25 protein-coding genes are annotated in these 26,408 nt (G+C 66.0%); 15 read left to right on the forward strand and 10 right to left on the reverse strand.

Translation table 11 applies throughout. The annotated features are described in order from the left end of the window. The first annotated feature begins 81 nt into the window (after positions 1–81). The 5 genes from ABY42_RS02770 (at position 82) to ABY42_RS02790 (ending at position 4,027) form a co-directional block, all read left to right on the forward strand. Positions 82–1,095 (forward strand): pyridoxal phosphate-dependent aminotransferase, encoded by a 1,014-nt coding sequence (locus tag ABY42_RS02770; RefSeq protein WP_050458666.1) that lies wholly within the window; start codon positions 82–84, stop codon positions 1,093–1,095. 263 nt (positions 1,096–1,358) lie between these two features. Beyond that, entirely contained in the window at positions 1,359–2,132 is a 774-nt protein-coding gene (locus tag ABY42_RS02775) for a nucleotide-binding protein (protein ID WP_004973148.1), read from the forward strand. Continuing rightward, positions 2,129–2,713: a hypothetical protein gene (locus ABY42_RS02780; protein ID WP_004973146.1), complete on the forward strand. Its 585-nt coding sequence runs from the start codon at positions 2,129–2,131 to the stop codon at positions 2,711–2,713. The genes ABY42_RS02775 and ABY42_RS02780 overlap by 4 nt, the downstream gene beginning before the upstream one ends. Before the next feature lie 64 nt (positions 2,714–2,777). Further along, a complete protein-coding gene (locus tag ABY42_RS02785; protein ID WP_004973143.1) occupies positions 2,778–3,233 on the forward strand; it encodes an OsmC family protein in 456 nt (151 codons plus the stop codon). 62 nt (positions 3,234–3,295) lie between these two features. Then, a complete protein-coding gene (locus ABY42_RS02790; protein WP_050458667.1) occupies positions 3,296–4,027 on the forward strand; it encodes a hypothetical protein in 732 nt (243 codons plus the stop codon). Between the two features lie 237 nt (positions 4,028–4,264). Here the strand turns inward: ABY42_RS02790 and ABY42_RS02795 are convergent, their stop codons facing one another. After that, on the reverse strand, positions 4,265–4,711 hold the full coding sequence (locus tag ABY42_RS02795; RefSeq protein WP_004973132.1) for an ester cyclase: 447 nt from the start codon (positions 4,709–4,711) through the stop codon (positions 4,265–4,267). A 569-nt stretch (positions 4,712–5,280) separates the two neighbouring features. Between ABY42_RS02795 and ABY42_RS02800 the strand changes: the two genes are divergently transcribed. Beyond that, a complete protein-coding gene (locus ABY42_RS02800) occupies positions 5,281–5,814 on the forward strand; it encodes an amino acid-binding protein (RefSeq protein ID WP_004973130.1) in 534 nt (177 codons plus the stop codon). Next, entirely contained in the window at positions 5,811–6,761 is a 951-nt protein-coding gene (locus ABY42_RS02805; protein WP_050458668.1) for a homoserine dehydrogenase, read from the forward strand. The genes ABY42_RS02800 and ABY42_RS02805 overlap by 4 nt, the downstream gene beginning before the upstream one ends. A gap of 76 nt (positions 6,762–6,837) precedes the next feature. On the opposite strand, the gene ABY42_RS02810 is transcribed toward ABY42_RS02805, so the two are convergent. Further along, a complete protein-coding gene (locus ABY42_RS02810; RefSeq protein ID WP_004973126.1) occupies positions 6,838–7,512 on the reverse strand; it encodes a type I 3-dehydroquinate dehydratase in 675 nt (224 codons plus the stop codon). Positions 7,513–8,101: 589 nt separating this feature from the next. Continuing rightward, positions 8,102–8,770, reverse strand: coding sequence for a type I 3-dehydroquinate dehydratase (locus tag ABY42_RS02815; RefSeq protein ID WP_049904969.1), 669 nt, complete (start codon positions 8,768–8,770; stop codon positions 8,102–8,104). A 330-nt stretch (positions 8,771–9,100) separates the two neighbouring features. On the opposite strand from ABY42_RS02815, the gene ABY42_RS02820 reads away from it, so the two are divergent. After that, positions 9,101–9,997, forward strand: a complete 897-nt coding sequence (locus ABY42_RS02820) for an NAD-dependent epimerase/dehydratase family protein (RefSeq protein ID WP_004973113.1) — start codon at positions 9,101–9,103, stop codon at positions 9,995–9,997. 60 nt (positions 9,998–10,057) lie between these two features. On the opposite strand, the gene ABY42_RS02825 is transcribed toward ABY42_RS02820, so the two are convergent. From ABY42_RS02825 to ABY42_RS02835, 3 genes are all read right to left on the reverse strand, one after another. Next, positions 10,058–10,831: an IclR family transcriptional regulator gene (locus ABY42_RS02825; protein WP_004973112.1), complete on the reverse strand. Its 774-nt coding sequence runs from the start codon at positions 10,829–10,831 to the stop codon at positions 10,058–10,060. Positions 10,832–11,051: 220 nt separating this feature from the next. Beyond that, entirely contained in the window at positions 11,052–11,741 is a 690-nt protein-coding gene (locus ABY42_RS02830; RefSeq protein ID WP_004973111.1) for a 4-carboxy-4-hydroxy-2-oxoadipate aldolase/oxaloacetate decarboxylase, read from the reverse strand. A 194-nt stretch (positions 11,742–11,935) separates the two neighbouring features. Next, entirely contained in the window at positions 11,936–12,946 is a 1,011-nt protein-coding gene (locus ABY42_RS02835) for a Bug family tripartite tricarboxylate transporter substrate binding protein (RefSeq protein ID WP_004973104.1), read from the reverse strand. A gap of 230 nt (positions 12,947–13,176) precedes the next feature. Between ABY42_RS02835 and ABY42_RS02840 the strand changes: the two genes are divergently transcribed. Next, positions 13,177–14,220, forward strand: coding sequence for a zinc-dependent alcohol dehydrogenase (locus ABY42_RS02840; RefSeq protein ID WP_050458669.1), 1,044 nt, complete (start codon positions 13,177–13,179; stop codon positions 14,218–14,220). Between the two features lie 238 nt (positions 14,221–14,458). Here the strand turns inward: ABY42_RS02840 and ABY42_RS02845 are convergent, their stop codons facing one another. Beyond that, the gene (locus ABY42_RS02845) at positions 14,459–15,106 is read right to left on the reverse strand and encodes an MBL fold metallo-hydrolase (RefSeq protein WP_004973102.1); all 648 of its coding nucleotides are present in this window, start codon (positions 15,104–15,106) and stop codon (positions 14,459–14,461) included. 293 nt (positions 15,107–15,399) lie between these two features. Here ABY42_RS02845 and ABY42_RS02850 point away from each other — a divergent pair, with 293 nt between their 5' ends. The 4 genes from ABY42_RS02850 to ABY42_RS02865 all read left to right on the forward strand — a co-directional run bounded on the left by ABY42_RS02850 (position 15,400) and on the right by ABY42_RS02865 (position 19,055). Next, on the forward strand, positions 15,400–15,915 hold the full coding sequence (locus ABY42_RS02850; RefSeq protein ID WP_050458670.1) for a tripartite tricarboxylate transporter TctB family protein: 516 nt from the start codon (positions 15,400–15,402) through the stop codon (positions 15,913–15,915). Beyond that, positions 15,915–17,396, forward strand: a complete 1,482-nt coding sequence (locus ABY42_RS02855) for a tripartite tricarboxylate transporter permease (RefSeq protein ID WP_004973100.1) — start codon at positions 15,915–15,917, stop codon at positions 17,394–17,396. The genes ABY42_RS02850 and ABY42_RS02855 overlap by 1 nt, the downstream gene beginning before the upstream one ends. Before the next feature lie 454 nt (positions 17,397–17,850). Next, positions 17,851–18,282 (forward strand): universal stress protein, encoded by a 432-nt coding sequence (locus tag ABY42_RS02860; protein ID WP_050458671.1) that lies wholly within the window; start codon positions 17,851–17,853, stop codon positions 18,280–18,282. A 125-nt stretch (positions 18,283–18,407) separates the two neighbouring features. Continuing rightward, a complete protein-coding gene (locus ABY42_RS02865; protein ID WP_049904967.1) occupies positions 18,408–19,055 on the forward strand; it encodes an MBL fold metallo-hydrolase in 648 nt (215 codons plus the stop codon). Between the two features lie 400 nt (positions 19,056–19,455). Here ABY42_RS02865 and ABY42_RS02870 read toward each other — a convergent pair whose 3' ends face one another. Genes ABY42_RS02870 through ABY42_RS02880 form a run of 3 tightly spaced genes read right to left on the reverse strand, consistent with a single transcriptional unit; the run spans position 19,456 to position 24,115 of the window. Then, complete coding sequence (locus ABY42_RS02870) at positions 19,456–22,089, reverse strand: hypothetical protein (protein ID WP_050458672.1); 2,634 nt, start codon at positions 22,087–22,089, stop codon at positions 19,456–19,458. Between the two features lie 46 nt (positions 22,090–22,135). Further along, the gene (locus tag ABY42_RS02875; protein ID WP_050458673.1) at positions 22,136–23,287 is read right to left on the reverse strand and encodes a hypothetical protein; all 1,152 of its coding nucleotides are present in this window, start codon (positions 23,285–23,287) and stop codon (positions 22,136–22,138) included. 18 nt (positions 23,288–23,305) lie between these two features. Beyond that, a complete protein-coding gene (locus ABY42_RS02880) occupies positions 23,306–24,115 on the reverse strand; it encodes a hypothetical protein (RefSeq protein ID WP_050458674.1) in 810 nt (269 codons plus the stop codon). Between the two features lie 290 nt (positions 24,116–24,405). Here ABY42_RS02880 and ABY42_RS02885 point away from each other — a divergent pair, with 290 nt between their 5' ends. Beyond that, entirely contained in the window at positions 24,406–25,758 is a 1,353-nt protein-coding gene (locus ABY42_RS02885) for an SIS domain-containing protein (RefSeq protein WP_050458675.1), read from the forward strand. A gap of 1 nt (position 25,759) precedes the next feature. Beyond that, positions 25,760–26,404, forward strand: coding sequence for a class I SAM-dependent methyltransferase (locus ABY42_RS02890; protein ID WP_050458676.1), 645 nt, complete (start codon positions 25,760–25,762; stop codon positions 26,402–26,404). The last annotated feature ends 4 nt before the right edge of the window (positions 26,405–26,408 follow it).

Raw genomic sequence — 26,408 nt, forward strand, 5'->3', positions numbered from 1 at the left:
CCCGTAGGGTGTGGAATCAACGGTGGTACCTAAATGGTTCCCGTAGAAGCCTTGATTATAGTCGGTGGCTAGCACGTTGGTATGGATCCCGGTTCCGTTCCCGATGTCGACCACGTTACCCACGGCGGGACCGCCGACCACTCCCTCGTCGATTTCAGCACCGGGTCGAACCCGGAGCGGCCGGCGGGCATCGCCGGCGTCTACGAGTCGGCGCTCTCCACCTCGCGGCGATACTCGCTGGACGACTACTCTCGGTTTCGCGTCGCGGCCGCGGAGTTCGTGGGCTGTCACCCCGAGGAGGTCGTCCCCGCGGCGGGCGTCATCGAGGCGATGCGGCTCGCCGTCGGCGTGACCGTCTCGCCGGGCGACAGCGTGGCGCTCCCGGCACCCTGTTGCGGCGAGTACGCCCGCGAAATCCGGCTCCAGGGCGGCGAGCCGGTCCACGTTCCCCACGACCGACTGCTCGAAACCGTCGACCCCGGCGAGCACGCGGCGGTGATTCTCAGCTACCCCGCGAACCCCGTCGGGACGGCGTACCCGAGAGACGAGCTTCGGGCGTTCATCGACGCCTGCCGCCGGGTCGGCACGCCCGTCATCGTCGACGAGTCGTACCTCGGCTTCACCCGCCTCCCGAGCACGGCCGGCCTCGACGGCGTCATCGCGCTCCACTCGGTGACGAATATCTTCGGCGTCCCCTCGCTTCGAGCGGGGTTCGCGGCCGCGACGGGCGACCTCGGCGACCGGCTCTCGCGGGCGCGGTGTACGTGGGTGTTGTCGGCCCCCGCGGTCGAGGTCGCGACGTTCTGTCTCAAACAGGACGCCTTCCTCGAAGCCACGCGGGACCGGGTCGAACGGGAGCGCCCGCGGGTGGTCGCGGGCTTGGACCGACTCGGCTACGAACCGCACCCGGCCGACAGCACGCTCGTCTTGTTCCGCGCCGACGACGTCGACCGCGTCCTTCACGAGACCCGGCGTCGCGGCTTCGCCGTCCGCGACGCCCGCGACTACCAGCGGCTCGACTCGCACGTCAGAATCAACGTCCGCCGCCCGGACGAGAACGACCGCCTGCTCGACGCGCTCGCCGAGGCGGCCTGAGTCGCCGCGGTCGCGTCTCGCTGACGCCGAGTCACCGATTCAGATAGACGATGAACGCGATGGTGAGGAGGGTCGCGTACACCGCGAACGTCGAGTCGTCGACGACGAAAGCGAACGATTGGATTACAATTCGGAACATCAGTGGCCGTTTCGCACCATGATGTGCTCAATATTAATGGTTGTTACCGTTTGACACAGTATTCGTCGGCGCGCGTCCACAGCCGTTCCGAACACTTATGCGAAATCACCGGGCACGTGGGGGCATGGTCGAGGCGTTCGCCGTCGCCAGCGGGAAGGGCGGCACGGGGAAGACGACGAGTACGCTCGCGCTGGGGATGGCGCTCGCCGAGGACTACGACGTGACCGTCATCGACGCGGACACGGGCATGGCGAACCTGCTGTTCCACGCCGGGTTGGACGACGCCGACGTGACGCTCCACGACTTACTCGTCGACGAGCGCGACGCCGCGGTGTCCGACGCGGTCTACGAGCGGTTCGGCATGTCGGTCGTCCCCTGCGGGACGAGTCTCGCGGCGTTCGAGGCCGCGGACCCCGGTCGCCTCCGGGACGTGGTCGCCGAGCTCGCCGCCGACACGGACGTGCTGCTTCTCGATTCGCCCGCCGCGCTCGGTTCGAAGAGTGCGGTGCTTCCGGTCGTCCTCGCGGACCGCATCGTCGTCGTCCTCCAGCCCACCGTGCCGTCGTTGTCCGACGGGCTGAAAGTCCAGGAGTACGCTCACTCCTACGGCACCGACACGGCGGGCGTGGTGTTCAACCGCGTGCGACCCGACGAGAACGTCGACAAAATCGCCGAGCAGGCCGGCCGCTACTTCGGAGGGCAGACGCTCGCCTCGGTTCCCGAGAGCGACGCGGTCCGGGCGGCCCGCCGCGAGGGGAAACCCCTCCTCGCGCACGCCCCCGAGGACCCGGCCGCGGACGCCTTCCGCGAGGCGGCCGCCCGACTCGACGTGCGCGACGGCGACGGCCGCGACGTGGCAGAGCGGTTCAAGAGCGCCGTCGTCCCCGAGCGGATATGAGAATCCCGCGGGGCGAACTCCGCCGGTCGCGCGTCGTCGACGACGCCGCGGCGGTCCTGCGGGCGGTGCTCGACGAGGAACTGACCGGCTACGTCGTCTTCGAGCCGCAGGACGCGCTCCTCCTCGGCGAGACCACCAGCGGCGTCGTCACGTTCGAAGACGGGATTCCCGTCCTCGCCTACGACACGGAGCGCGAGGTCGGCGGCCGCGACGGCCTGGAGGGGTTCGCCGTCACCGGCCCGACCCGCGCCGCGGTCCACGCCGTCGACGCCGCGGCCCTCGCGGACGCCCACGAGGTCGAGGCGTTCCGCATCCCGCCGGGCGAGCCGGCCCGCGTCCTCGCCGGCGACGAGCGGTTGGCCGAACGGACCGTCGACGCCGCCCCCGCCGCCCGCCGCGAAGAGGGCCGCGACCAGAGCGCGGTCGAGGCGTTCCTCGCCGACGCCGACGCGATCGAGGAGATCCGGTCCGAGGCCCGCGAGGAGGCTCGCGCGAGGGCGTCGGAGTGGGGACTGGACGACGTGCTGGCGGACGACGCGCGCGACTCGGCCGCGATAGAACCCGGGACAGACAGCCGCTAACACGCTTCCCGAGGGCTGAGAACCGCCGACTGGTGTTATCGGCCGCGTGCGCGTCTGTACGGCTATGTCCGCAGAGAAACCCCAACAACTCACCTTCGACGTCAGCGCCCGCGCGGAATCCCCGACCGAGACCCGCGTCTCCACCCGCGGCTTCGAGTTCGTCGTCGACGAGCCCGAATCGCTCGGTGGAGCGAACGCCGGGCCGAACCCCGTCGAGTACGTCCTCGGGGCGCTCGCCGGCTGTCTGAACGTCACGGGGCACGTGGTCGCCCGCGAGATGGACCTCGACGTACGAGACCTCGAAATCTCCATCGAGGGCGACCTGAACCCCGCGAAGTTCATGGGCAAGCGCGACGACGGCCGCGCCGGCTACGAGGAGATTCGCGTCGCGGTCACCGCCGACGTGGACGCCGACGAGGCGACCATCGACGCGTGGCTCGCCGCCGTGGAATCGCGCTGCCCGGTCAGCGACAACCTGACCAACGCGACGCCGCTCGCGCTCTCGTTCGACCGACGGTAGGTGTCGTCCTCGCCTCGCCCACGCGGGGATAGAGCCAAACCGCCGTCGTCCGTAGTTCTCCTGTGACCGTTCTGCGCCTCCTTCGACTCCGCCGGCCCGCCGACTTCGCGGACTGGTACCGAATCGGTGCCGAGTACGTCCACGACGTGGCCGCGGGCATGGGACTCCGCGTCGGCGATTTCGAGTCGCGGGTGGTCCGCGCGACGGACGCCATGCGGGCGGGGCGGACCGACCTCCCACCGGACCTCGCCCGCTCCGTCGCCGCCGACCTGCTGGCCGACGCGGTGTTCTGCGACCCGTTCTGTCAGTGGATGCCGCTGTGGTACGAACTCGGCCTCGCGGCCCCCTGTGCCTACGCCGACTTCCGGCTTCGGCGGGTCGCCGAGCGCTACGCCGACGACCTCCCGCACCTGTCGGTGCCGCGGTTTTCCCGCCCGGACGACGTGTACGTCGACGGTCGCCCCGCGACGGCGTACGTCGACGGCTTCGCCGAGCGGTTCGTCCTCGCCGACGCGGTTCTCCATCTGGAGTGGTTCACCTACGTCGCCCGCGAGTCGGGCATCTTCGTCCCGCCGCTGTTGGTCGAGCGGACCCGCGAGCAGACCGTCGCCTACTACGCCGGCCGCCGGACCGAACTCGACCCCGACGTGCGGACCTTCCAACGACTACTGTTTTCGGACGACGAGTGGGTCCGTCGCATCGCCGACGTGTACGACCTCGACAGCGTCCTGTTCGACTACTGGGAGCGAATCCTCGCACAGGAACGCCGCCGGCTCTCGACGTTCGGTGACTGACTCGCCGCCCGCCGACATATGGTGGCTGTCCACACATCGCATATGACACTTGAAAAATGTTTTAACCCAGGACGTGTAAGCGTCTACTGCAGGTAGATACCTGCACTTGGGTTGCGTATACAGGGGAGGTTTTCCCCAGTGTCCGTGGAGCGCGGGCGGGTGCCCGGTCGCCCGTGCTTCCTTCTCAGTTGCCGAGCGGCGCGTCCGTCGCACAAAAAGTATCGGTCTCTGTTCAGGTCACGCCTCAGGTAGTTCGACAGCGCCGAGTTGCGTGAGCATGCCGAGCATGTCCGGTTGGACCCACCGCTCGACTATCATGTCGTCTTCGATACGGCTGAACACCATGTTGCCGACCTCGACCGTCTTCCCGGTGGGTTCGATGCCCATGAACGCGCCGTCGTGCGTCCCGCGGAGCGTGACGCGCATGGCGACCATGTCGCCCTCCGTAATCGCGTCTTCGACCGTGGCCGAGAAATCCGAAAAGGACTCTCGGAGTCCCGAAATCTGCGCTTTGAGTTCGTCGCGCCCGTGAACCTCCCCGAGCGGGCTGTGGTCGAGGATGTCCTCGGCGCAAATCTCGTCGATGAGGCCGATGTTCCCCTCGCTCGCGACTTCCTCCGGGAAGCGTCGGGCGATTCGCTCGTTCCCCGTCGGCGTCGGTGTCGGTGTGCTTGCTGATGCCATTCTGAGTTTCCCCTCTCTCGTACCCGTCCGCGAGCGGCCGCGTTCTCGCTCGCCGCCGCGGTGGATACAGTTGTCTCTACGCTGTGTGGGATGTTAACAATTGTTTGTTTAGAATCGTGTAGTTCGGGTGGATAGTTATGTGGAGTTAATGCACGAAAGATGACGTGGCGAATCTGAGAACTAATCCAGACGAATATACTCAGAAACTATATTCTGAAATTTTCCGGAAGATATTGGCAATTCAATAAATGTATGCTACTATGTGTTGTTTAACAAATATCGATTCAGAAGTCGCTCGTAGCCAGTGATCTCTCGTCAAAGAGTATTGTGTAAAATTAGTTTTTCTTCTCGCTCCAAATCGCCGCCTCGGCGCGGTAATCTTTGTAGCGAACCTGAGTACATTTCGGGCCGACGCGCGTACGGCGAACCCTCAGTGATGACTCTCTCACAGCAGGCGGGACGACGGCCGCGTCCGCGGTCGGCGTCCGAGCCGTTCGAACGCAATACGTATATGGGTGTGCTCGCTCGACTCCCGACAATGAACGACACGTTGGTACGGTGTTGTATGGATGAGTGAGGTGCACAACGACGTCCAAGCGTACACGCTCCGGCTCGAACTCGTCGACGAACCCGGTGAACTCCTGCGCTCGCTGCAGCCCATCGCCGAGCACGGGGGGAACCTCCTCTCGATTTTCCACGAGCGCGGCAACGTCACCCCGCGCGGCTACATCCCGGTGGAAGTCGATATTGAGGCGACTCCCGACCGCTTCGACAACATCGTCGAGGGCCTGAGCGACGCCGGCATCAACGTCATTCAGGCCGGAACCGAGCGCTACAGCGAGCGCCTGACCATCATCCTCTCGGGACACCTCATCGAGACGGACCTCTCCGACACGCTGACGCAGATCGAGGCGACGCGGAACGCGACGGTCACCGACATCTCGCTGTCCGCGCCCGCCGGCTCCATCGACGTCTCCAGCGCCCGCTTCCAGTTGGCCGCCGCGTCGGGGGCGACTGAAGAAGTCCTCGCCGCGATGCGAGAAATCGCCGACGAGAAGGACCTGCAACTCGTCGAGCCGCTGACCGTGGGAGGTCGCGCGTGAGGCTCTGTGTCCTCGGCGCCGGTGCGGTCGGGAGTGCCGTCGTCGAACTGGCCGCGGAGCACGGCCACGCCGTGACCGCGTTCGCGGACTCCGAGAGCGCCGCCGTCGACGCCGACGGCCTCGACGCCGACGCGGTGCTCTCGAAGAAACGAGACGACGGCGTGGTCGGCGAGGCGGCCCCCGAGGCGGTGTTCGACGCCGACTACGACGTGTTGGTGGAGGCGACGCCGACGACGCTCGGCGACGCCGAACCCGGCTTTTCGCACGTCGAGCGCGCGCTGGCGGACGACCGCCACGTCGTGCTCGCGAACAAGGGTCCGGTCGCGGAACGCTACGCCGACCTGCGCGCGCTCGAAGCCGAAAGCGAGGGGACCGTCCGATTCGGCGCGACCGTCGGCGGCGCGCTTCCCATCCTCTCGACTATCGAGGACGTGGGTCCGTCGCGGGTGTCGGCGGTTTACGGCGTCCTGAACGGGACGGCGAACTTCGTCCTCTCGCGGATGGCCGCCGAGGGCCTCGACTACGAGCACGTGCTCGCGGAGGCCCAGGACCTCGGCGTCGCCGAGGCGGACCCGACGTTCGACGTCGACGGCACGGACACGGCCCTCAAGGGTGTCATCGTCGCCAACGTCCTCTCCGACGGCGAGACGGAGTTCACGCTCGACGACGCCGACGTCGAGGGGATTCAGGAGCTCTCGGGGAGCATGCTCGACCTGGCACAGGAAGACGGCCAGACGATTCGTCTCATCGTCGAGGTCGCGGACGGCGGGGTCCGCGTCGGCCCGCGACTGGTACCTGAAAACGGGGCTGTCGCCCCGTCAGGGACGGAAAACGCCGTTCAAATCGAAGCCGACTACTGCGGTCGACTGGGTATCACCGGCCGAGGGGCCGGCGGTCCCGAGACGGCGAGCGCGGTGCTGACGGACGTCGAGCGACTCGCCGACTGACGTCGAGCGACGAGTTCGCGGCGAAAAGAGATGAAACGAGTCTGTTGACGGCGGACGGCCGTCGGGTTTTCCGGCGTCAGTCCGAGAGCGTCAGTTCCTTCGGCACCGACACTTCGCTCCGGAGCGTGTCGATGACCTGTCCGTCGACGCGCTCGTTTTTCGTGAGTTCGATGAGCGAAGCGAGCTTTTCGAGCGGAATCTGCCCCGGCGCGTAGTCGTTGTCGTCCGCGAGCAGGGGCGCGTATCCGAGCTTCGACCCGTAGAGGTGGCCGATGACCCGCGTGTGGCTCCCGATTTCGCCCATGGAGATGCCGGCCACGTCGATGCCGCGGTTGGTCGCGTCGTTGACGGCCTCGAGGAGGGTGAGCGTGTCACCTTGGTTCCGCGGGAAGACCGCCACCTTCGCGATGTCGCCGAACTCCGCGCACTGTTCGATGATGGCGTCGAGGACCTCGCGGTCGGGCGTCTCGTCGAAGTCGTGGTGCGAGATGATGAGCTGGACGTCGTTCTCGCGGAACTCGTGGGCCAACCACTCCTTGGCGCGAACGGTCTCGAGTTCGATGTCGACGAACTCCACGGCGTCGAATCGAGATGCGGAAAAGAGGTCGTCCAGCCGCCCGGCGTCGCTGGCCTTTCCTCCGAACCAGCGAGCGCGGTTGGTCGCGATTATCGGGAGTTCGCCGTCGTACGCGGCGAGTTGTTCGAGCGGGTCGTCCGCCTTGTCCATTCGGAATTCGATGAGGTCTGCCACCCCTCGTGCGTCGACCTCTCGTGTGAGGTCGTTTGTTGTTGCCGCCAGCGCAGACTCGTCGAGTTTCATGTGAACGCCTATCACTCCGCTGCGTATAAATGTTAGCTGTCGGTGCAAGAGTTCTCACCTCCTCGTAGGCGGTGAGAGACGCCGTCTTCGGCGGATTCTCCGGAATGTTCATCTAGAATAATCGGCGTGAGCCGACGCTCTGTCGGCGCGGTTTTGAATGCTTCCGAGACATCGTCGGTGTACGTCGCTCATCGTCGGCCATTCGCTGTTAACCCGAGTTGGGACCGGCGGAGGTGGTCGTCGGTGCTGGGTACATCGAGAGCGTGCGTGCGCTCGGGACTGCCCGCTCAGTTGCGCGGAGCCAGACGATAGCTGGACGACGCGCGGTCGAGAGAGCGAGTTATTCCAAACCTATCGGAAAATATTGAATACTGTAATTATGATACAAATCTCTCTTCTTCCGGCCCGTCGTCTTCGAAGCGCTCGTCCTGCGGTCCCGGATGTCGCGGACTGTCTCCCGGGCAGGCCGGTCGCTTCGGTGGGTACCCGTGTCCACGTGTTCGACACCGGCAGTACGGCCTCAGCGCGCGGAAGCGACCCAATCGAGCAGGTTCGACAGTTTTCTGAGGTCGATGTCGTTCGGGCCGCGCTCGTCGCTGACGACGGGCGCGTAGGCGATGGACGCACCGTAAAAGACGCCGATAACGCGAGTGTGCCGGCCGATATCCCCCAACGCGTATCCGGTGACTCGCACTCCCCTCTCGGAGGCGGCGTTGAACGACTGCAACAGCGAGAGCGAGTCCGTCTTCTCCTCGGCGAACACGACGAGCTTCGCCACGTCCCCGTACGTATTACACTCTGATATGATTCTATTTAGCTCTGATTTCTGAGGTGTCTCGCGGCGGTCGTAGTGAGAGACGATCAGTTCGACGTCGTGTCCGCGCAGTTCGTCCCGAAGCCACTCGCACTCGCGAATCGTCCGCAGTTCCACGTCGACCATCTCGACGGCGTCGAACGCGGCGGCGGCCGCGAGCGTCTCCAGTCGCTCGGACTCACCGGCGGTGCCGCCGGCCCACTCCGGCCGGTTGGAGACGACGAGCGGGAGCGCTCCCTCGTACTCGCCGAGCGCGTCGAGCGGGCGGTCCGCCCCGTCCATCCGGAACTCGACGAAGTCCGCGATGCCCTCCGCGGCCGTCGCTTCGGTCAGCGTGTCGGTCACTCCGGCTAACGCGTATGCGTCCGCACCCATGAGATTTGATACCAAGCACTCGTATAAAAGTAGTTCCCTCGAGAGCGCTCCGCGGCGATTCCTGTCGTCCCCGTGAAACTCCAGTCGCAGTCGCTGACACCGTCGTTTCTACAATGTTGTAACGACGCGAGAGCCGCGAAATCTCGGGAGACGACGCCGTTTCCCCGCGATGGATTACAATCCTAAATCTGTAATTATCATGGTCTTACAGACCGAATTTGTTTCAACGATGTCGAAATCCGGACGGTCAGCGCGTCGCTCGTTCGACCGGGCTGAACTTACCGACGCCACCAAGATTTAAATCGGGGAGTTCCGTATCCCTCAGTAACGATGGTTACGCAGCAAGTCCTAGTCACGGGTCCGTTCGGTGAGGCGGGCGAAGCGATTCTCAACCACCTCGCGGAACGAGACGAGTACGAGTTCACGTATCTCGACCGGACCGAACATCCGGAGTACGAGACGTTCGTCGCCGACATCGCGGACTACGAGGCGATTCGCCCGGCGTTCGACGGGCAGGACGCCGTCATCCACCTCGCCGCGCAGTCCGACGCGGGCGCGTCCTTCGAGGACATCATCGAGCCGAACATCACGGGCACGTACAACGTCCTCAAGGCGATGGAGGACGCCGGCGTCGAGAAGCTCATCTACGCCTCCTCCCAGCGCGTGATGGGCCTGTACGAAGAGGACCTCGCGCCCGACCTCTACGAGGAAGACTACCCCAGCAGGTACGACCCCTTCCGGCTCACCCACGAGACGCTCCCGAAGCCGGACGGCTACTACGGGGCCTCGAAGGTGTTCGGCGAGCACATCTGCCGGACGCACGCCCGCCGCGACGGCGCGCCGAGCCAGGTCTACTCGATTCGCATCTCGAGCGTCCGGACCGAGCGGTACGACCATCCCTACGGCGACGCGGAGCGCGGCGTCGACCGCGGCGACGAGCACAAAGTCGAGGAGGGCGAGGTGTGGGACCAGTCCCAGACCGGTTCGTGGGAGCGCGGCAGCCCCGAGTACGAGGAGATGGTCAAGCGGCTCAAAGCGACGTGGACCTCCCAGCGGGACTTCGCGCACCTGCTCGAATGCTGTCTCGAAGACGAGTCGGTCACCTACGACACGTTCTACGCGGTGAGCGGCAACAAGGCCCGCTGGTTCGATATCGACCACGCGAAGGCGGTCCTCGACTACGAACCGGCCGACGACGGCTCCGAGTGGGACAGCCCGCCCGAGTGAGCCGACGAGAGACCGACGCCGAGAGCGACGGCCACGACCGACGGCGGTGAGGCCGCCGGCTCAGTACTGCTTTATTTTCAGCTCGATGATGTTCTTCTTGTTCAGAAGCGACGGGGCGAGTTCCTCCTCGATGCGCTCGGGCTCCATGCGGCTCATCGGACCGCTGATGCTTATCGCGCCGACGGCGTCGTCCGGCTCGGAGACGATGGCGGTCCCGACGGCGCAGACCCCGGGGTAGTGCTCGCCGCGGTTGATGGAGTACCCCCGGTCGCGAATCGCCGCGAGTTCCTCGTGGAGCGCCCCGCGGTCGGTGATGGTGTCGTCGGTCAAGGCGGGGAGACCGCGGCGGTCGACGATTCGGTCGACCTCGTCCCGCGAGCGCTCCGCGAGCATCGCCTTCCCCGTCGCCGTCGAGTGGAGGTAGAGGTGGTCGCCGAGCGGCGCGTCGTCGTCGATGGACTCCGGGCTCTGAGCCTTGTAGAGCTGAACGGCGAACCCGTTTTGCTCGACCGTCACGTTGGTGTGCTCGCCGGTCTGTTCTTTCAGTTCGTCGAGTTCCGGCTTGGCGACCCGGTACAGCGCCATCCCGTCGCGCATCGCCCCGCCCATCTCGAGAAAGCGGAGGCTACAGCGGTACTCGCTTCCGACCTTGACGACGTAGTCGGTGTCCACGAGTGTCGCCAGGTGGATGTGCGCCGTGCTGACCGGCATCTCCATGTCCTCGGCGGTCTCCGACAGCGTCGCGCCGTCGACCTCGCGGAGGTACCGGATGATGTCGAACGCCTGTTCGACGCTCTGTATCCGCCGCGAGCCCGACCCGGTGGAGTTCGTCATGATTCGACAATTGACCACCGCGTCCCTAATAGCACCGATTCGTTTCAACGATGTTGGATTTCGAGGGGCGAACGCTTCGGCCACCGGCGTCACGGGTCGAGGCGTCGCTCGCTACGGGTCGGGTGCTCGCAAAAAAACGCGGGTCGCCGGGTGGCATGCCAGTCGAGATGCGGACTTCGCGGGTCAGTCGCGGTCGCTGTCCGCCGCGGCTTCGGTGACGTTACTGAATCGAGTCTTCGGGACCGACGATGGTCAGGTTCTCGAACAGTTCGTCGTAGCCGTTGAGTTCGTAGAGGTACTCGCCGTCCAGTACTTCCTCGCGGACGGAGTCCTCGGCGCTGAGCTTCTCGTGGGCGCGTTCGAGGACTTCTTCGGCCCCCTCGCGGGGGATGACCGCCAGTCCGTCGTCGTCGCCGATGACGATGTCGCCGGGGTCGACGCTCACGCCGCCGACGGAGACGGTGACGTTGATGGACCCGGGGTCCTGCTTGAGCGGTCCCTGCGGGTTGACGCCGCGGCCGTACACCGGGAACTCCATCTCGGCGATTTCCCGGCTGTCGCGGTACGCGCCGTCGATGACCAGCCCGGCGAGGCCGTTCGCCTGACAGGAGGTGCACATCAGTTCGCCGACGTGGCCGGTGTCGGTGTAGCCGTCGCAGTCGATGATGAGCACGTCGCCGGGCTCGGTCAGCGTGATTGCCTTGTGGATGATGAGGTTGTCGCCCGGGGCGGCCTTCACCGTGACCGCGGTGCCCGCCATCTCGACGCCCTCGTAGGCGGGCCGGAGGCCGGCGTCCATGGTCAGTCCGATGTTACCGGTCACGTCGGAGACGATGGTGCTCGGAATCTCTTCGAACGCCTCGACGAGTTCGCGGTCCGGTCGCTCTACGTCGGGCTCTATCGTGTGCATACCCGACCTGATGCGGACGATTCACGTTAAACTATCGGTCGGTCGAACGCGTGCGGTTCGCGGCGCGCGTCGCGGGTCCGGTCCGGTCGGTACGGCCGTCGCTCGCGGTGACGCGGGTCCGAAAGGGAGAAGGGCGCAGGTACGTGTCGCGTGGGGAGTCAGTCGGTCGCGGGGCTCGGAATTCGACTGCGGCGTTACTGCTTTTCGATGCCGAGTTCGTCGACGAGGTTGCCGTAGAACTCGTACTGCTGGTCGAGGAAGTCAGCGAGCTCGTCGGGGCCGCGTTCGACGCGAATGAAGTCGTTGTTCTCCATGAACTCCACGAACGAGTCGTCCTCGTAGACGGCGCTGTACACGTCGGCGAGCTCCTGCTTCAGCTCGTCGTCGATGCCGGCGGGCGCGAAGTGCGCGAGCCACGAGCCGATGGAGATGTCGAGGCCCTGGTTGGCGAGCGTCGGCGTGTTCGGGAGCGCGTCGACCTGCTGGTCGAACGCCACGCCGAGGGCGGTCAGTCCGCCGTCTTGGACCTGCGGGGCGACTTCCGCCGCGCCGACCGCGGTACAGTCCACCTCGCCGTTCACGACGGCCGTCATGGCCGGCGCGGCACCCTCGTAGGAGATGTGTTCGACGTTGACGCCGGCCTCGCTGGCGATACCCGCCGCGGCCATGTGCCACGACGAGCCGAAGCCGGAGTTCGCCATCTGCAGGGTGTTGTCCTTCCCGTAGTTGATCCACTCGTCGAGCGTGGAGAACTCGGCGTCCTCGCTGACGACGAGCGCCGCGGGGAACTCGGTGTACTGCATGATGGGCGTGATGTCGTCGGGGCTGAGGTCGGCGATACCGAGGTGCTCGAACAGCGCGATTTCGGGGGCCGTACAGCCGATGGTGTGCCCGTCGGGCTCGGCGTTGGCCGCCGCGTTCATCCCGACCGAGCCGGAGCCGCCGGTCTGGTTGCTGACGTTCCACGAGACCTCGGTGTGGTTCTCGGCCGCGTCGGCGACCGCGCGGCTGGTCCGGTCGGCCCCGCCTCCGGCCGACCAGGGGGAGATGACTTCGACCGGCCGAGAGGGCCACTCCTGCTGTCCGGAGAGACTGCCGAGACAACCGGCAGACAGCGCCACGCCGCCGACGCCGGCTGCCTTGATGAAGTTCCGTCTGTTCAGCGTGCTGCGTCCACTCCGATTGCTAATGGTATCGTCTCCCATTGTACCCGAATGTTTGAACAATCCATACAATAAGCATTGCGGTCCCTCTGAATATGACGCGAGGCCAGCGGAGTCGGCGCAGTGCTTCGCTTCTGTGCGCCCGCGAGGTCCGCGAGCGCCGAGGCGAGCGGGCGCGTGGCGGGACGCTCGCGCACGTCTGGCCGGCTTCCGCCCGCAAGCTTCTCCCCCAAGAGCGTAGATTTATACCCCGGCGGTATTCAAGGAGATGTATGCGCGGGTTAGCCAAAACGAGCCGAGAGCCCGGAGCTATGGAACTCGTCGACGTCGAGACACCCGAGCCGGCGTCGGACGAGGTCCTCATCGAAATCGACTACGCCGGGCTCTGCGGGAGCGACGCGGGAATCTACAAGTTCAAGTCCGCCTTCGAGCGGATGACCATGCCGACCATCATCGGTCACGAGTACACCGGTCGCGTGGTCGAGCGCGGCGACGACGCAACCCGGTTTTCCGTCGGTGAGCGCGTGGTCGAGCGACCGATTCGCGGCTGCGGCGAGTGTTTCCAGTGCCAAATCGGTGAGGAGAGCATCTGTCAGGACGCGGAACTGACCGGTATCGACCACGACGGCGCGTACGCCGAGTACATCGCCGTTCCCGAGTCGGCGCTCCAGTCCGTACCCTCGAACGTCGACCCGAAGCACGCGGCGCTCGTCGAGCCGACGGCGATTTGCACGCGCGCGGTCCTCCGGAACTCCCGCGTCGAGGCGGGCGACCGAGTGCTCGTCGCCGGCCCCGGCCCCATCGGGTTGCTCTGCGCGCAGGTGGCCGCCTCGCAGGGCGCGGAGGTCGTCGTCGCGGGCGTCGGTCGAGACACGAACTACCGACTGCCGCTCGCGGAGGAACTCGGCTACCCCGCGGTCAACATCGAGGAAGACGACCTGACCGCCACCCAGCGCGACCTGACCGGCGGCGTCGGCTTCGACGTGGTGTTCGACACGACGGGCCACCCGTCGGGACTGCCGATGGCCGTCGAGCAGGTCCGCAAGGGCGGCCAAATCGTCCTCGTCGGCCAGACCGGCGAGACCACGATGGAGTTCACGCCGCTCGTCCGCGCCGAGGTCGACCTCCAGTGTACCTACGGTGCGACCTTCGAGGACTTCGAGCGGGCGTTCCGACTCATCGGCTCGGGCGACGTTGACCACGCCACGTTCCTCGACGACCGCTTCCGGCTCACCGAGTCCGAAGACGCCTTCGAGGCGTTCCTCGCCGGCGAGACCTGCAAGCCGGTGTTCGACGTTTCGGTCCTTCGAGACTGACGCGACCAGTTCCGTCTCGTTCGCAGCCGACTCTCCTCAGCGATTCATCTCTCGACCGCGGTTTTTCTCAGACGCAGGTCACTCACCACCTCGCTCGTCTGTCACGTCACTCGTTCGTGTCTCGGTCGGACGCCGTTTACGGCGCGGCCGCTCGGGGTCGACGGTCGGAAAAGCATGCCGCGGAGTCGGCTATCGAGGATGTGACGCCGTCAACGCCGCTCGGTTCGGCGGGTCGGGGTCACTCCGGACGGGGGTCCCACTCGCGCTCGACGAGGAAGTCGTCGAGTTTGCCCTTCGGGTCCTCGAAGACGTGCGACCCGTGGAAGACGAGCAGCGTCTCGAAGTCGTACTGGAGCAGGTCGTAGAGGTTGATTTCGGCGGCCTCGTGGTCGTCGTTGAACAGCGCCGGCGGCGGGAGGAGGTAGCCCGCCGGGAGGCCCGCGCGGTCGGCCCCGTCGAGGGCGTCCCCGGAGATGAGGATGCCGCGGTCTTCGAGCAGGAGCGCCGAGGTCGCCTTCGTGTGCCCCGGCACCTCGATGACGCGGATGTTTCCGTCGAGCACGTCGCCGTCGGTGAACGTCACGTCCGGCTCGTAGTCGATGGCCTCGTGGAGCTTCGACTCGTTGGCCGACGCGAGGAGTTCGGGGTCGAACGCCTCCATCACCGACGGGAGGCCGCCGTGGTGGCCGTGGTCGCCGTGGGTGATGATGACGCGGTCGACGCCGCCGTACTCCCGTTCCAGAAGCTCGACGAGTTCGTCGCCGTCCTCGTCGAAGCCGGTGTCCACGAGCGTCGTCTTCCCCGTCGGCGTGTCCTTCAACACGAGCACCCGGACGTGTTCGAACTGAATCTGGTCGATACCCTCGGTGACGTTGCTAACACTCATTCCGGTGGAACGGTAGTTCGCAGCGCTGGTTAATTCTATCGATGGCCGCGAAACGCGGCGTTGTCGCCCGTAGACATGTCGAACGCGTGAATGTACCGGCCGGCCGTTGCAACCGCTCTCGTTGTGCAGTCGTCCACTCTCGACGGCCAACCCGAGGCGCGACTGGACAATCGACTCGGCCGCCTGCGGCTTTCGTGTCGAAATCGTGACTTTCAGCCCCGAACGGGCTCGTAAAGACCAATATGTTTATTACGAACGATTGCTTGGTATCATACCACGAGGCAGAAAAAATAATGGTGATTCAGAAAGTCGGGGCCGTCCTTGATAGAATCGGCTTGGAGAGTGTTCGTTCAAGTCCGCTGTCAGTCCTCTTTATCCTGTTTTCGGTCGTCGTCATCTTCTTTGCGAGCCAGTTCCCGTCGGGTGACGGCGTCGGGCCGTCGTTCTTCCCGATTGCGGTGTCGGTCGGCATCATCTTCTTCGCCGCTATCGACGTGCTGACGGGCTCCGACACGGAACTCGAAATGTCGGAGTTCGACTTCGGACCCGCCGCCGTCGTCGCGGCCTTCCTCGTCGGGTACGTCCTGTTGATGCCGCTTTTAGGGTTCCTCGTGTCGACCATGCTGTTCATGCCGGTCGTCCTCTACTACTCGGACATCCGCTCGAAGCTCCTCGTCGTGGCGCTGTCGATCGGGTTCCCGGTCGCGCTATTCTACATCTTCGGCCGGATTTTCCTCGTGCGCCTGCCTGAGGGCGTCATCCCGGTGTCGCGGCTGCTGCCGCAGCTCCCGCTGGTGGTGACCTTCTGATGGTGGTTGAGTACATCTCGCAGGCGCTCGTCAACCTCGCCGACCCGTTCGTCCTCCTGCTGATGATCGGGGGTATCTTCCTCGGCATCCTCATGGGGTCGATTCCGGGGATGACCGCGACGATGACCATCGCGGTCCTGCTGTCGTTCACCTTCACGATGGAGCCGAGTCAGGGGATGATTCTCCTGTTGGGCATCTACGGCGGCGCGGTCTACGCGGGGTCGATTCCGGCGATTCTCATCCGCACGCCGGGCACCCCGTCGGCGGCGGCGACCATCTTCGACGGTTATCCGCTCTCCCAGAAGGGCGAGGCGGGCCGCGCGATTCGCGTGAGCACCATCGCGTCGTTCGTCGGCGGCGTCATCAGCGTCTTCGCGCTGATGTTCTTCTCGCCGGTCATCGCCGACGCCGCCCTCCGGTTCCGGTCGCCGGAGTTCTTCGCGCTCGCCTTCTTCGGGTTGACAATCATCGCCAGCGTGAGCGGCGACTCGCTCACGAAGGGGATGGTCTCGGGCCTGCTCGGGATGCTCGTCGCGACGGTCGGTATCGACCCCGTGACCGGCTTCCACCGCTTCACGTTCGACATCCCCGAACTGCTCACGGGCGTCGAGTTCATCGCCGTCATGATTGGCCTCTTCGGCATCGCCGAGGGACTCCGCAAGTACTCGCAGGGCATCAACAGCGGGAACGACCGCGTCGACCAGGAGATATCCGGCGTGTTCCCCTCGCTTTCTGACCTGCGGTCCATCGCACCGGTCAGCGTCGGTTCGGGCGTTCTCGGGTCGTTCATCGGCGCGATTCCCGGCGCTGGCGGCGACATCGCCGCGTTCATCACGTACAACGAGGCCACCCGCTGGCTCAAAGACAGCATCCCGTCGTTCGGCGAGGGGAACGTCCGCGGCGTCGCGGCCGCCGAGTCCGGGAACAACGCGAGCACCGGCGGCGCGCTGATTCCGACGCTGACGCTCGGGATTCCGGGCGACTCCGTCTCCGCCATCCTCATCGGCGCGCTGTTGGTCCACGACGTGAACCCCGGGCCGGGCCTGTACCAAGAAGAGCCGGTGTTGCTGTACACCATCTTCGTCGGGTTCCTCCTCATCTACGTGTTCATCCTCATCTTCGGCCTGCTCGGCGCGAACTACTGGGCGCGCCTCATCAACATCCCGAAGTCCCACATCTGGCCCGTCATCCTCGTGCTGTGTGTCATCGGAGCCATCGCCCTCCGTGGCAACGTCTTCGACGCGTGGATTATGCTCGGCGCGGGCGTGTTGGGGTACGCGATGCGGCTCCGGGGGTACCCGTTGGCACCCATGGTGCTCGGGCTCATCCTCGCCCCCATCGCGGAGGAGAACCTCCGCCGGTCGCTCGTCCTCTCGGGCGGCTCGCCGAGCATCTTCCTCACGAGCCCCATCGCCCTCGTCATCATCCTGCTCGGCCTGGGCGCGATTGCGCTGCCCGCCGTCCGCTCGATTCGCGCGTAGCACCGCGTTCAGACCTCGTCCGATTTTCTTTTCTCGCGGCACGCGCGTTCCGTCGAGCGCCGTCTCGCGTCGCCGACTGTCCACGAACCGCGCTGCGCTCCCGTCGCCTCGCTGAGCCCCTGCCGCGGCTGGCAGGGTTTCGGCCCGCTCGCTTCCGCATCTCTCTGTCGTACCTTCGTCGAGAGCGGAGCGTACCGCTCGACTCGCCCTCAGTTTTGAGGATGTTGAAATACAGGGGTATTTTTCTCCCGTCTGGCATCGGAATTACAACAGTACAACTGTAACGAAACTCGCCGATTCCGACCCGTATTACGACATCGTTGAACTCAGATACTGCTCGCCGGGCGAACCCGTGGGCGGAGGACGACCGTCGGGACCGCGAGCCGCGTCGACGCGGTTGCTCCGAACGAGATTCGGCGAAACGATATTATATCTCTCCGTGGTACACGCTGGTATGGTCGTTGTTGCAGCAGTCGACCGGTCAGGTCGCTCATCACACGTTGTCGCGGAAGCCGCATCGCTAGCGGCGGCGTTCGACGAACCGGTCCACGTCGTCCACGCGTTGACTCGCTCGGAGTTCGTCGACCTCGGGCTGACGAGCGCGCAGGCCGAGAAGCCGAAGGACATGGCGGAGATTCGGTCCGCCGCCGCCGAGATGGCCGAAGACGCCGTGTCGGGACTGTCCGTCCCGTACGAGACGGTGGGACTCGTCGGCGACCCGGCCGACGAGGTCACCGAGTACGCCGACGAACAGGACGCGAGCTACATCGTGGTGAGCCCGCGACGCCGCTCGCGCACGGGGAAGATGCTGTTCGGAAGCGTCGCTCAGTCGATTCTCCTGAACGCGTCGTGTCCGGTCGTCTCGACGCTCGTCGCGCAGGAATAGCCGTTTTCCGGGACGTTCGCTCCGCGGGCCGTCGACGCTCGGGGCCGTTTCCCGTCCACCCGTTACACGCCCCTGAGAACGCGCGTCCCCCTTTTTACCGCAACTCCCCGTAGCCTCGACCGTACATGACGGTAACAGCAGTCGCAGATGGAGTGTACACGGTACAGTTCGACCACGTCCGCGTGTTCGTCCTCGAAGACCGACCGTCCGGAACGACCACGCTGGTCGACGCGGCGTTTCCGGACGACGGCGACGAGTTGGTGTCCGTGCTGGACTCGGCGTTCGGCGGCGTCGACCGGCTCGTCATCACCCACGGCGACGAGGGACACTTCGGCGGGACGCCCGCCGTGGTAGACGCGTTCGACCCCGAACTCCTCGTCCCCGGCGGCGCGAAGGGCTTTTACGACGCGCTCGACGTCGAGGCCGACCGGCACTTCCGCCACGACGACGTGCTCGACGGCGGGATTCGAATCGTACAGGTCCCGGGGCACACGGTCGCGAACAGCGGGCTGCTCTTGGAAGACGAGGGCGTCTTCATCGCCGGTGACGTCTTGGAGGGGTCGGACCGTCGCGGGCTCCCGCCGGGGTTCCTCGTCCCGCCCGCGGCGCAGTTCAACGACCTGAGCCACGAGGAAGCCGAGCGAAACCTCGTCAAACTGTTCGACTACGACATCGAACGGGTCCTCGTGAGTCACGGCACGCACGTCGACGAGGACCCGCTCGGAAAGCTCGACGCCTGGCTCATCGACCGCGAGTGGACGCTGTCGTACTGAGTCGGTTGAATCGACCAGTGGCGTCGTTCGGCGCACGTTCGAACACACAGTGCCACATGCGTTCGCACCCATTCTAACAGAATACTTTTATGTACTGAAAATAGATAGATCTGAGTCACCAAGACAGCGTTTTCTGAATTTTCACCTGATAGGTGCACGCCTCCTATTGGGGTCAGGATGTTCAATACCGCGCTCTACGCCAATTTTCTCTTTCTCTGACATTGGATTCGAATACATCGACCACTATAGATAGTATCTAGTCGTATTCTCCAGCTATGGGCGTTCTTGCCGTGTTTTCTCGTGGCCGCGCCGATATTCGACTTCAGTGCTGAGAAATACTCAAAATAATATATTTAACTAAAAGTATCAAAATGTATATTATTCGGCGCCTACTGCGCGACTACTGACCCATGTTCTGATGGAGCCGAATCCGCTTCGGCTCGTTTCGCCCCGAGAAGGCGCGGATTCGCACGAGGTGGTCGTTGGACTGGCGGCGGACCTCGCGGCCGTCGTCCGTGATGGTCCACTCGTCCGGCCCCTCGCCTTCGGTCACGCCGACGATGAACGAGGTGTTTCGGGTGTTCCGCCAGACCTTCCGGACGAACCGCTTGTCCGCGCCGCTCTGGAGCGGTCGCCCGCTCACCGGGTGGGAGTGCGCGCCGCCGGCCAGGCGGTGGTCGATGTCCCTGTGGAGGCTGGCCAGTCGCCGGAGGTGCGAGAAGAACTCCGAGGTGAACGAGATGGAGTCCGTGCGACTCCGGAGGAAGTCCGGGTGGTCGATGGCGTGGTGGTGGCGAATCAGACCGTGCTCGTCGGCGTACACCGTCGAGTAGACTTCACGGCCCGGCGTCGCGGTGGCCTGAAACGTCAGTTCGTTCAGCACGTGCTCCGTCACGTCGACGACCGAGGGGTCGCTCGACGCGGGCGCGTCGCCGAACGGAACGATTCCCGCGCCGGCGTCGATATCGTCCGCGGGCGTCTCCGGCGTCGACGACGGCGACGCTGACGACCCCTCGGGCCGGGTCGGCGTCGCTTCCGACGACGGCGACTCCGAGCCGTCACCGCTCGGCGGACTGCCCGCGCCGTCGTCCGGGGTCGTCCCCGCCGGGACCGGAAACTCTGCCGGGAGCGTCGTCTCGGGCTCCGGTGTCGTCTGCGACTCCCCGCCACCGGACGGCCCCCGACCGCTCGGCGCTCCGTCCGACGAGGAGCGATTCGGTCCGCTCTCAGGGGCGGCCGGCCGGCTCTCGGGCGTCGCTTCCGCGGAGCCCGACGCAGGGGGCGATTCGTCCGACGCCGCGCTTTCGCTCGATGACGCGTCGTCTCCCGCGTCGGGAGCGCCGCCAGCGCCGCCAGCACCGTCGCCGCCGCCGGCTTCGCCTCCACGAGTGTCTCCCTCGCCCTCCGCGTCGGACTGGTCGTCGTCGGAATCAGTCCCCGAACTCCCAGCGCCCGGACTCGAATCGTCTTTTGCCGGGGTCGAATCGGACCCGCGATTCGTCCGGTTCGATCCGTCTTGGTCGGGCTCCGGCCCGGTCGTCGAGTCATCTGGTTCCGAACCAGTCTCCGGTGCCTCCTCCTCGGGCGCATCCCCTCCAGTTTGCGGCGGCGACTGCGACGAACGGGGCAGGGTGGACCCGCCCGACGCGCGGCCGCCGTCCGGTGTGGTCTGCGGGGTCGTCCCGTCGCGGGGCACCGCCTTCTCGTCCGTCTCGGGCGACTGCGGAGGGCCCTCACCCGACGACTCGGGCGAAGCGTCGGTACTCGGCGGCCCGTCGGAATCGGGCGGCGAGGTGGGCGTCGACTCGCCAGCGGGGACCGAACGTCTCGTCGGTGTCGACCCGCCGCTCCCGGTCGGCGGCCCGTCGGCGTCGGACGACGACGAGTCACCGGACGGCGCGTGCCCCGGAGAGTCGTCGCCCGACGCGGTCACGTGGTCGGGGAGGTCGACCGCCGACGCGAACACGAACCCCGCGACGTGAATCGCGGGGCGGTCCCACTCGACGACCTCGATGACCGGCGCGTAGTCGGACAGCACCGACCGGACGGGGCCGGTCCACTCGGACGGTGCCGACGCGGTGATGAAGTCCGGTTCGGTCCGGGCCATCGGGTGCCGAGGCTCCCCTTTGTGTCCGCGGAGTGCCTTCAGCGTCCCCTGACTCTCGCGTTCGGTTCCGGGTCGCTCCGCCGCCGGGAGCGTCACGGTGCGGACGGAACCGACGCCGGAAATCCCGTCAGTCCGAATCAGCGCCGGGAGGTACCGGAGCACGTCCGAGAGGACGGCCTCGTGGTCCGGGGTGACCACGAGCAGTAGCTCGTACGTCCGGCCGAGTCGCTCGACGGTCGTCTCGTTGTTCGCGGTCCCGACGAGAACGGGACTCACGTCCCGACAGTGAACGCCGAGTTCGCGGGGGATGCCTTCGAGCGTCGACGCCAGCGGGCGCTTGATGGGCGAGACGACGCCGAACGCGTCCGGGAGCGGCCGCGAGTCCGACGCGCGCATGAGGTGGTCGACGATGACGGACACGTCCCGCTCGTCGGAGAGGCGGCTCACCGAAATCGACGGCGGGTCGCTCGCGCCACGAGCGTCGTCCGCGTCCGAGAGGTCCGAGCCGTCCGGGCTCGTCTCGCCGTCTGGGTCGTTCGCATCGTCCGCGTCGTCCGCGTCGTCCACCCCACCGAGCGAAGGCGCACCCTCGGGCTGGCGGTCCGGTGGTTCGCCTCGGGTCGTCCTGAACGGGACCACCCTCAGAACGGTCCGTCGGAGCGCCCACAAGCGCGGGCGGAGTGCGGGCATCAGCCCCAAGAGACCGAGGTTCGTCGTGATGACCGCCTCGACCGATTCCGGAGCGACGACCGCGACCACGCCCAGTCCGAGGAGCACGGCGGCCGTCACGCCGAGCGCGACCCAAAGGAGGCGGCGGCGTCGGCTGGAGCTGGAGTCGTTGTCGCTCGGTTCGTCGGCTCGCTCGTGGTCGTCGTCGGTCGGCTCGATGACTGCGCTCAGTTCTACGAGTTGGATATCGTCTGTCATGGTCGGTGAAAACGCGCGTTCGTGGGTCGTCTGCGGGCGGTGCGGCTTACTGCTCCGGGAGCGCCGGCTCGATGTGGTCGGCGAAGAAGCGCTCCCACCGGTCGACGGGGTCGCTCACGCCGAACTTCGCCGTGTGCGCCTCCCACACCTGCCGGAGCGGCGACGACTCGTCGTGGACCTCCGCGTCGACGTACGCCGCGCCGGCCCGGCGGACGTGAGTGTGTATCCACGCCGCGTCGAGCGGCCAGAAGCCGACGACGTGGGCGTTGGCCACGTCCGCGTGAATCGTCCGGAGGTTGTGGTGCTGGCCGAGGGTGACGCCGTGGGGGAGGACGACCATCAGGTCCGGTTCGGCCAGCGTCGGGACCGTCGCGTCGGGTTCGATGTCTCCGTTTTCGATGGCCCACGGGGCCCACTGCTCGGCCGACAGCCACGGCGTGAGGCTGTTTGCCGCCCGCTGAACCGCGGGGTTGAGGTCCATCTCGGCGCGGCCGCCGATGGGGACCGTCGTCATCGCGGCGCTCCAGTAGCCGTACGACCGGTTCGCCACGTCGGTGTGGGTCGTCGCCGCGAGGAACTTCGCCAGTTCCGGTGGCACGTCGTCCATCCCGACCGCCTGCGCCCGGTGGTCGATGAGTATCGCCGGCGCGTCCATGACCGCGACGCCGAGGCCGGCCAACAGCGCGTTCTGCGGGTTCTTGTACAGCCCGTCAGCGGTCTTGTGGGAGGGAACGACCACGTCGACCGTCTCCTCGAAGACGAGGCCGACGTCGACGAACTTGTAGGCCGGAAAGCCGGTTCCGAGCGACGACGGGACCAGCGCGTGATCGGCGTCGTACGACAGCCTGAGCAGTTCGCGCTCGACTTCCGGGGCGAGCATCGGCGTGACGTCCTCGATGCGAAGCGGGTTGCGACCGAGCTGCACGTCCTGGACGAACCGCGTCGGAATCGACGTTCCGAGCATCTCCTCGGCCCGGGAAATCCACTCGCGCCGCACCACGTCCGCGAGCGTGTTCGGCGGGAAGAACACGCCCACGCTGTTCTCGTCGTGGTCGTCACCGTCGGCGCTCGGTCGGTCCGCCGCCGCGTTCGCCTCGACCGCCCCGCCGCCCGCACCGTCGGTGATGACCGCGTCGTCGTTCGACTCGTCGGTGCCGCTCCACGGAACCGCGTTGCGTACGTATTTGGATATGTTCATGGATGTCTCCGTGAGTGGTTATCTGAGGCCGGACCCCTCGACCTCGGGTTCGGTACCGGTGTCTTCGGTCTCCGGTTCGGACTGTCCGCGACGGCCAAGGGCGAATCCGACGACGCTCGTCACCGCACCGAGGGCGACGACAACCCCGCCAGCGACCCACATCGGCGACAGCCAGTTCGCCAGTCGGACCGCGTTCATCGAGGGAAGCGACGACTCGACGTCGCTGTTCAGCTGCCGCGCCGCTCGGTAGCGCTTCCGGTGGTCCGAGAGCGTCTCCGGGGTCTGGGCGCGCAGCCCGGCGGCGCGCTCCGTGAACTCGGCGGTGTCAGCCGTCGCGTAGCCCTTCTCTTCGCGCTTTTCGATGAAGCCGACCGTCGCGTTGAGGTTCCGCGCGGTCCCCTCGGCGTAGGCGCGGGCGAGGGCCGCGGTCGCCTGCTTCTCCGCGACCGACCAGTGTTCGGCCGCGGTGTCGTAGTTCGCCCGCGTGTAGCTCAGGTTCCCCGTCTCGATGCGGTTCTGGACCGTCTGGAGCGTGCTCGCCTCGACCGAGACCATCGGTCGGTCGTCGAGGCGGCGGAGTTCCGCGAGTCTGTCTTTCGCCGCCTCGCGGGCGTCGAGCGCCTCGTCCGCGCTCACCGAAGCGGTCGGGGGTCCGGACAGCGCCGCCGACCCCGCGTCGGCCGTGACGACCGGAACGGCGACCGCGAACAGCGAAAGCACGACGAGCGCCGCGAGGGTGGCGCGGACGACCACCGTCGTCACGGACGGCCGCCGCTCCGTCTCTTCGGACGCCGGGCGGGTACACCCGTGTCCGAACCGCGAGTTCATGTCTATATTCGGAGTGTTCGAATCCGATTCCGTCGATTTGCTGGGATGGGTTGAATCGTTGGTCATCGTAATCTGTTGTGTATCGGGTTTGTGGGGGTTCTCGTGACGTTCTCGTTTTCGTCTTCGCGTCACACAAACAGATTGTATGACTGTAAACAAATATCTTGCGTGTGACATAATCGGCTGTATTTTGTACCCTCGTATACAGTTTATATGCGTATACAGTAGTGCAGAATCGTATGACATACGCGATGACAAGAACTATCTCACCGTTTGACATACCGGCGGTCATGACGAAAGACGAGATACTCCAGGCCCGCGTCTCGAAGCGGGTCAAGAGACAGGTGGACGAGATCGCCCAGCAGAAGAACAAGAAAACGTCCGAATACGTCCGGTCGGTCATCAAGGCGAATCTCACGGACGACAGCGCGTCGGTCAACATCCCGAAGCTGTTCGAAGACGACCTCCGTTCGATTGCGCGCGACACGGGCGAGCGGACGGGCGTGTACGAGGCCATCGAAGCGCAGGTCTGGGAGACGATTGCCGACGACGCCTTCCGACAGGAGGTTCGGCGGCCGGTGTTCGACGCCGACGGCACCGTCACAATCGCCGGGCAGGGGTCCTCAACGTCGGTCGGCTACTGGCTCGCCGACCGCCTCCGCGACCGCGGCATCCGGTCGCAGGTCCGCAGCGGCGTCGAAGCCACCGGGATGCACTCGTCGGCCGACGACACGATTCTCGCCATCTCGCGGAGCGGGAAGACTGATTCTATACTCGACCTCTGTTCGAATCAACAGGCGACCGTCGTCGCCGTAACGGACCCGGACAGCCCGCTCGCGGAGCGCGCCGACCACGTCGTCCCGCTTCCGGGCGTCGAAGAGCGAATCGAAATCTACGCGACGAAAAGTGTCGTCGCCCAACTCGCCGTCCTGCAGGTCGTCTTCCTCGACGACTACGTCGACCTCCAGCGGTTTCAGGCGCGGTTCAGGGCCCTCGACGAGTTCGTCGAAGGCCAGTTCAAACAGGGCGACGACGCCGCCGGCCTCTCCGGCCAAAGCGATATTCTCGCGGCCATCGAAGAGCTCCAGCGACACAACGACCTCCAGAGCGACCCCATCTTCGGGGCCCTCGCGTCGCAGCGCGGGCTCGGAAACGAGGCGCAACTCAAGCTCACGGAGTTCCTCCACGTCCACGGCGAGGCGACGAACCTCCAGAACATCGTCCACCGCCTAGTCAACGTCCTCCACGGCGGTTCGAGCTACCTCGTGACGGCGATTCCGCAACAGGGCTCCGCGACGTACCGCGAGTGGAACGACGTGCTGTTCGGCGACGAAACCTCCGTCTGGAACGTCCTCCAGTCCGCGGACTTCGACCAGAAGGTCCCGCTCATCGCGTTCACGCTGAACGGTGGACCCGCAGAGCAGGCCGTCCGCGAGCGCTCGCTGTACGGTCGGGACGGGCTCGTCCGACTCGACGCCTACGCCGTCGAACCCGAGGCCCGAGACCTCATCCTCTTCGTGGCGATTCAACTGTTCGCCTACGGGGCTCTCTGCAAGCTCTGGCTCCAAGACCCGGCGCTCCAATCTCGGGTCATCCAGAGCATTTACAATCCGGCCGAGACCAGCGACACGGAGGTGAACTAACGTGCCGAACGACGGCTGGAACGCCGACTACTTCGACGACGAGTTCGACGAACCGGACCCGTGGGACTTCGATTCTTCGACCTACGAGCAGCGCAAGTACCGCCGCCAGAACCGCGTCGTCGAGAGCCACGTCGGCTCGCCGGAGTCGATTCTGGAGATCGGCTGCGCCGAGGGCGTCCACTCGGAACTCCTCTTAGAACGCTTCCCCGACGCGGAACTCCACGGCATCGACATCTCCGAGGCTGCCGTCGAGCGCGCTCGCGAGCGGACCGATAGCGACCGGGCGACGTTCTCCGCCGGCGAGGCGAGCGCGTATCTCGACTCCCTCGACGAGCAGTTCGACGTCATCGTCTGGAGCGAGACCATCTACTATCTCGGGGACACGATGAGCGTCCCGGAGTTCCACCGGTTTCTCGACGTGGTGGCGGGCCTGCTTTCCCCCGACGGCGTGCTCTGTATGGCGAACATCGTCGGCCAAGACGAGGGGCCGGAAGCGCCGCTCACCGAAGCGCCGATTCTGGACGCCTACAAGACGCTCCTCGCCGCCCGACTGGACCGAGTCCACGAGGCGCGCTACACCGAGCCCAAATCCGAAGACGACGCCGAACACACCTACGAAGTCCTCGGCTACGTGCCGAGCGCCTAACCGC

Source organism: Haloferax gibbonsii (assembly GCF_001190965.1).
Lineage (GTDB): Archaea > Halobacteriota > Halobacteria > Halobacteriales > Haloferacaceae > Haloferax > Haloferax gibbonsii.

What these genes read in the sequence shown, in the direction of transcription:
- ABY42_RS02785 (WP_004973143.1), top strand. Translation starts at nt 2,778, where the DNA reads ATGTCCGCAGAGAAACCCCAACAACTCACCTTCGACGTCAGCGCCCGC.
- ABY42_RS02860 (WP_050458671.1), top strand. Translation starts at nt 17,851, where the DNA reads ATGGTCGTTGTTGCAGCAGTCGACCGGTCAGGTCGCTCATCACACGTT.
- ABY42_RS02835 (WP_004973104.1), bottom strand. Translation starts at nt 12,946, where the DNA reads ATGGGAGACGATACCATTAGCAATCGGAGTGGACGCAGCACGCTGAAC.
- ABY42_RS02830 (WP_004973111.1), bottom strand. Translation starts at nt 11,741, where the DNA reads ATGCACACGATAGAGCCCGACGTAGAGCGACCGGACCGCGAACTCGTC.
- ABY42_RS02875 (WP_050458673.1), bottom strand. Translation starts at nt 23,287, where the DNA reads ATGAACATATCCAAATACGTACGCAACGCGGTTCCGTGGAGCGGCACC.
- ABY42_RS02815 (WP_049904969.1), bottom strand. Translation starts at nt 8,770, where the DNA reads ATGGGTGCGGACGCATACGCGTTAGCCGGAGTGACCGACACGCTGACC.
- ABY42_RS02795 (WP_004973132.1), bottom strand. Translation starts at nt 4,711, where the DNA reads ATGGCATCAGCAAGCACACCGACACCGACGCCGACGGGGAACGAGCGA.
- ABY42_RS02885 (WP_050458675.1), top strand. Translation starts at nt 24,406, where the DNA reads ATGACGAAAGACGAGATACTCCAGGCCCGCGTCTCGAAGCGGGTCAAG.
- ABY42_RS02855 (WP_004973100.1), top strand. Translation starts at nt 15,915, where the DNA reads ATGGTGGTTGAGTACATCTCGCAGGCGCTCGTCAACCTCGCCGACCCG.
- ABY42_RS02865 (WP_049904967.1), top strand. Translation starts at nt 18,408, where the DNA reads ATGACGGTAACAGCAGTCGCAGATGGAGTGTACACGGTACAGTTCGAC.
- ABY42_RS02820 (WP_004973113.1), top strand. Translation starts at nt 9,101, where the DNA reads ATGGTTACGCAGCAAGTCCTAGTCACGGGTCCGTTCGGTGAGGCGGGC.
- ABY42_RS02870 (WP_050458672.1), bottom strand. Translation starts at nt 22,089, where the DNA reads ATGACAGACGATATCCAACTCGTAGAACTGAGCGCAGTCATCGAGCCG.
- ABY42_RS02840 (WP_050458669.1), top strand. Translation starts at nt 13,177, where the DNA reads ATGCGCGGGTTAGCCAAAACGAGCCGAGAGCCCGGAGCTATGGAACTC.
- ABY42_RS02845 (WP_004973102.1), bottom strand. Translation starts at nt 15,106, where the DNA reads ATGAGTGTTAGCAACGTCACCGAGGGTATCGACCAGATTCAGTTCGAA.
- ABY42_RS02770 (WP_050458666.1), top strand. Translation starts at nt 82, where the DNA reads ATGGATCCCGGTTCCGTTCCCGATGTCGACCACGTTACCCACGGCGGG.
- ABY42_RS02880 (WP_050458674.1), bottom strand. Translation starts at nt 24,115, where the DNA reads ATGAACTCGCGGTTCGGACACGGGTGTACCCGCCCGGCGTCCGAAGAG.
- ABY42_RS02775 (WP_004973148.1), top strand. Translation starts at nt 1,359, where the DNA reads ATGGTCGAGGCGTTCGCCGTCGCCAGCGGGAAGGGCGGCACGGGGAAG.
- ABY42_RS02825 (WP_004973112.1), bottom strand. Translation starts at nt 10,831, where the DNA reads ATGACGAACTCCACCGGGTCGGGCTCGCGGCGGATACAGAGCGTCGAA.
- ABY42_RS02780 (WP_004973146.1), top strand. Translation starts at nt 2,129, where the DNA reads ATGAGAATCCCGCGGGGCGAACTCCGCCGGTCGCGCGTCGTCGACGAC.
- ABY42_RS02850 (WP_050458670.1), top strand. Translation starts at nt 15,400, where the DNA reads ATGGTGATTCAGAAAGTCGGGGCCGTCCTTGATAGAATCGGCTTGGAG.
- ABY42_RS02800 (WP_004973130.1), top strand. Translation starts at nt 5,281, where the DNA reads ATGAGTGAGGTGCACAACGACGTCCAAGCGTACACGCTCCGGCTCGAA.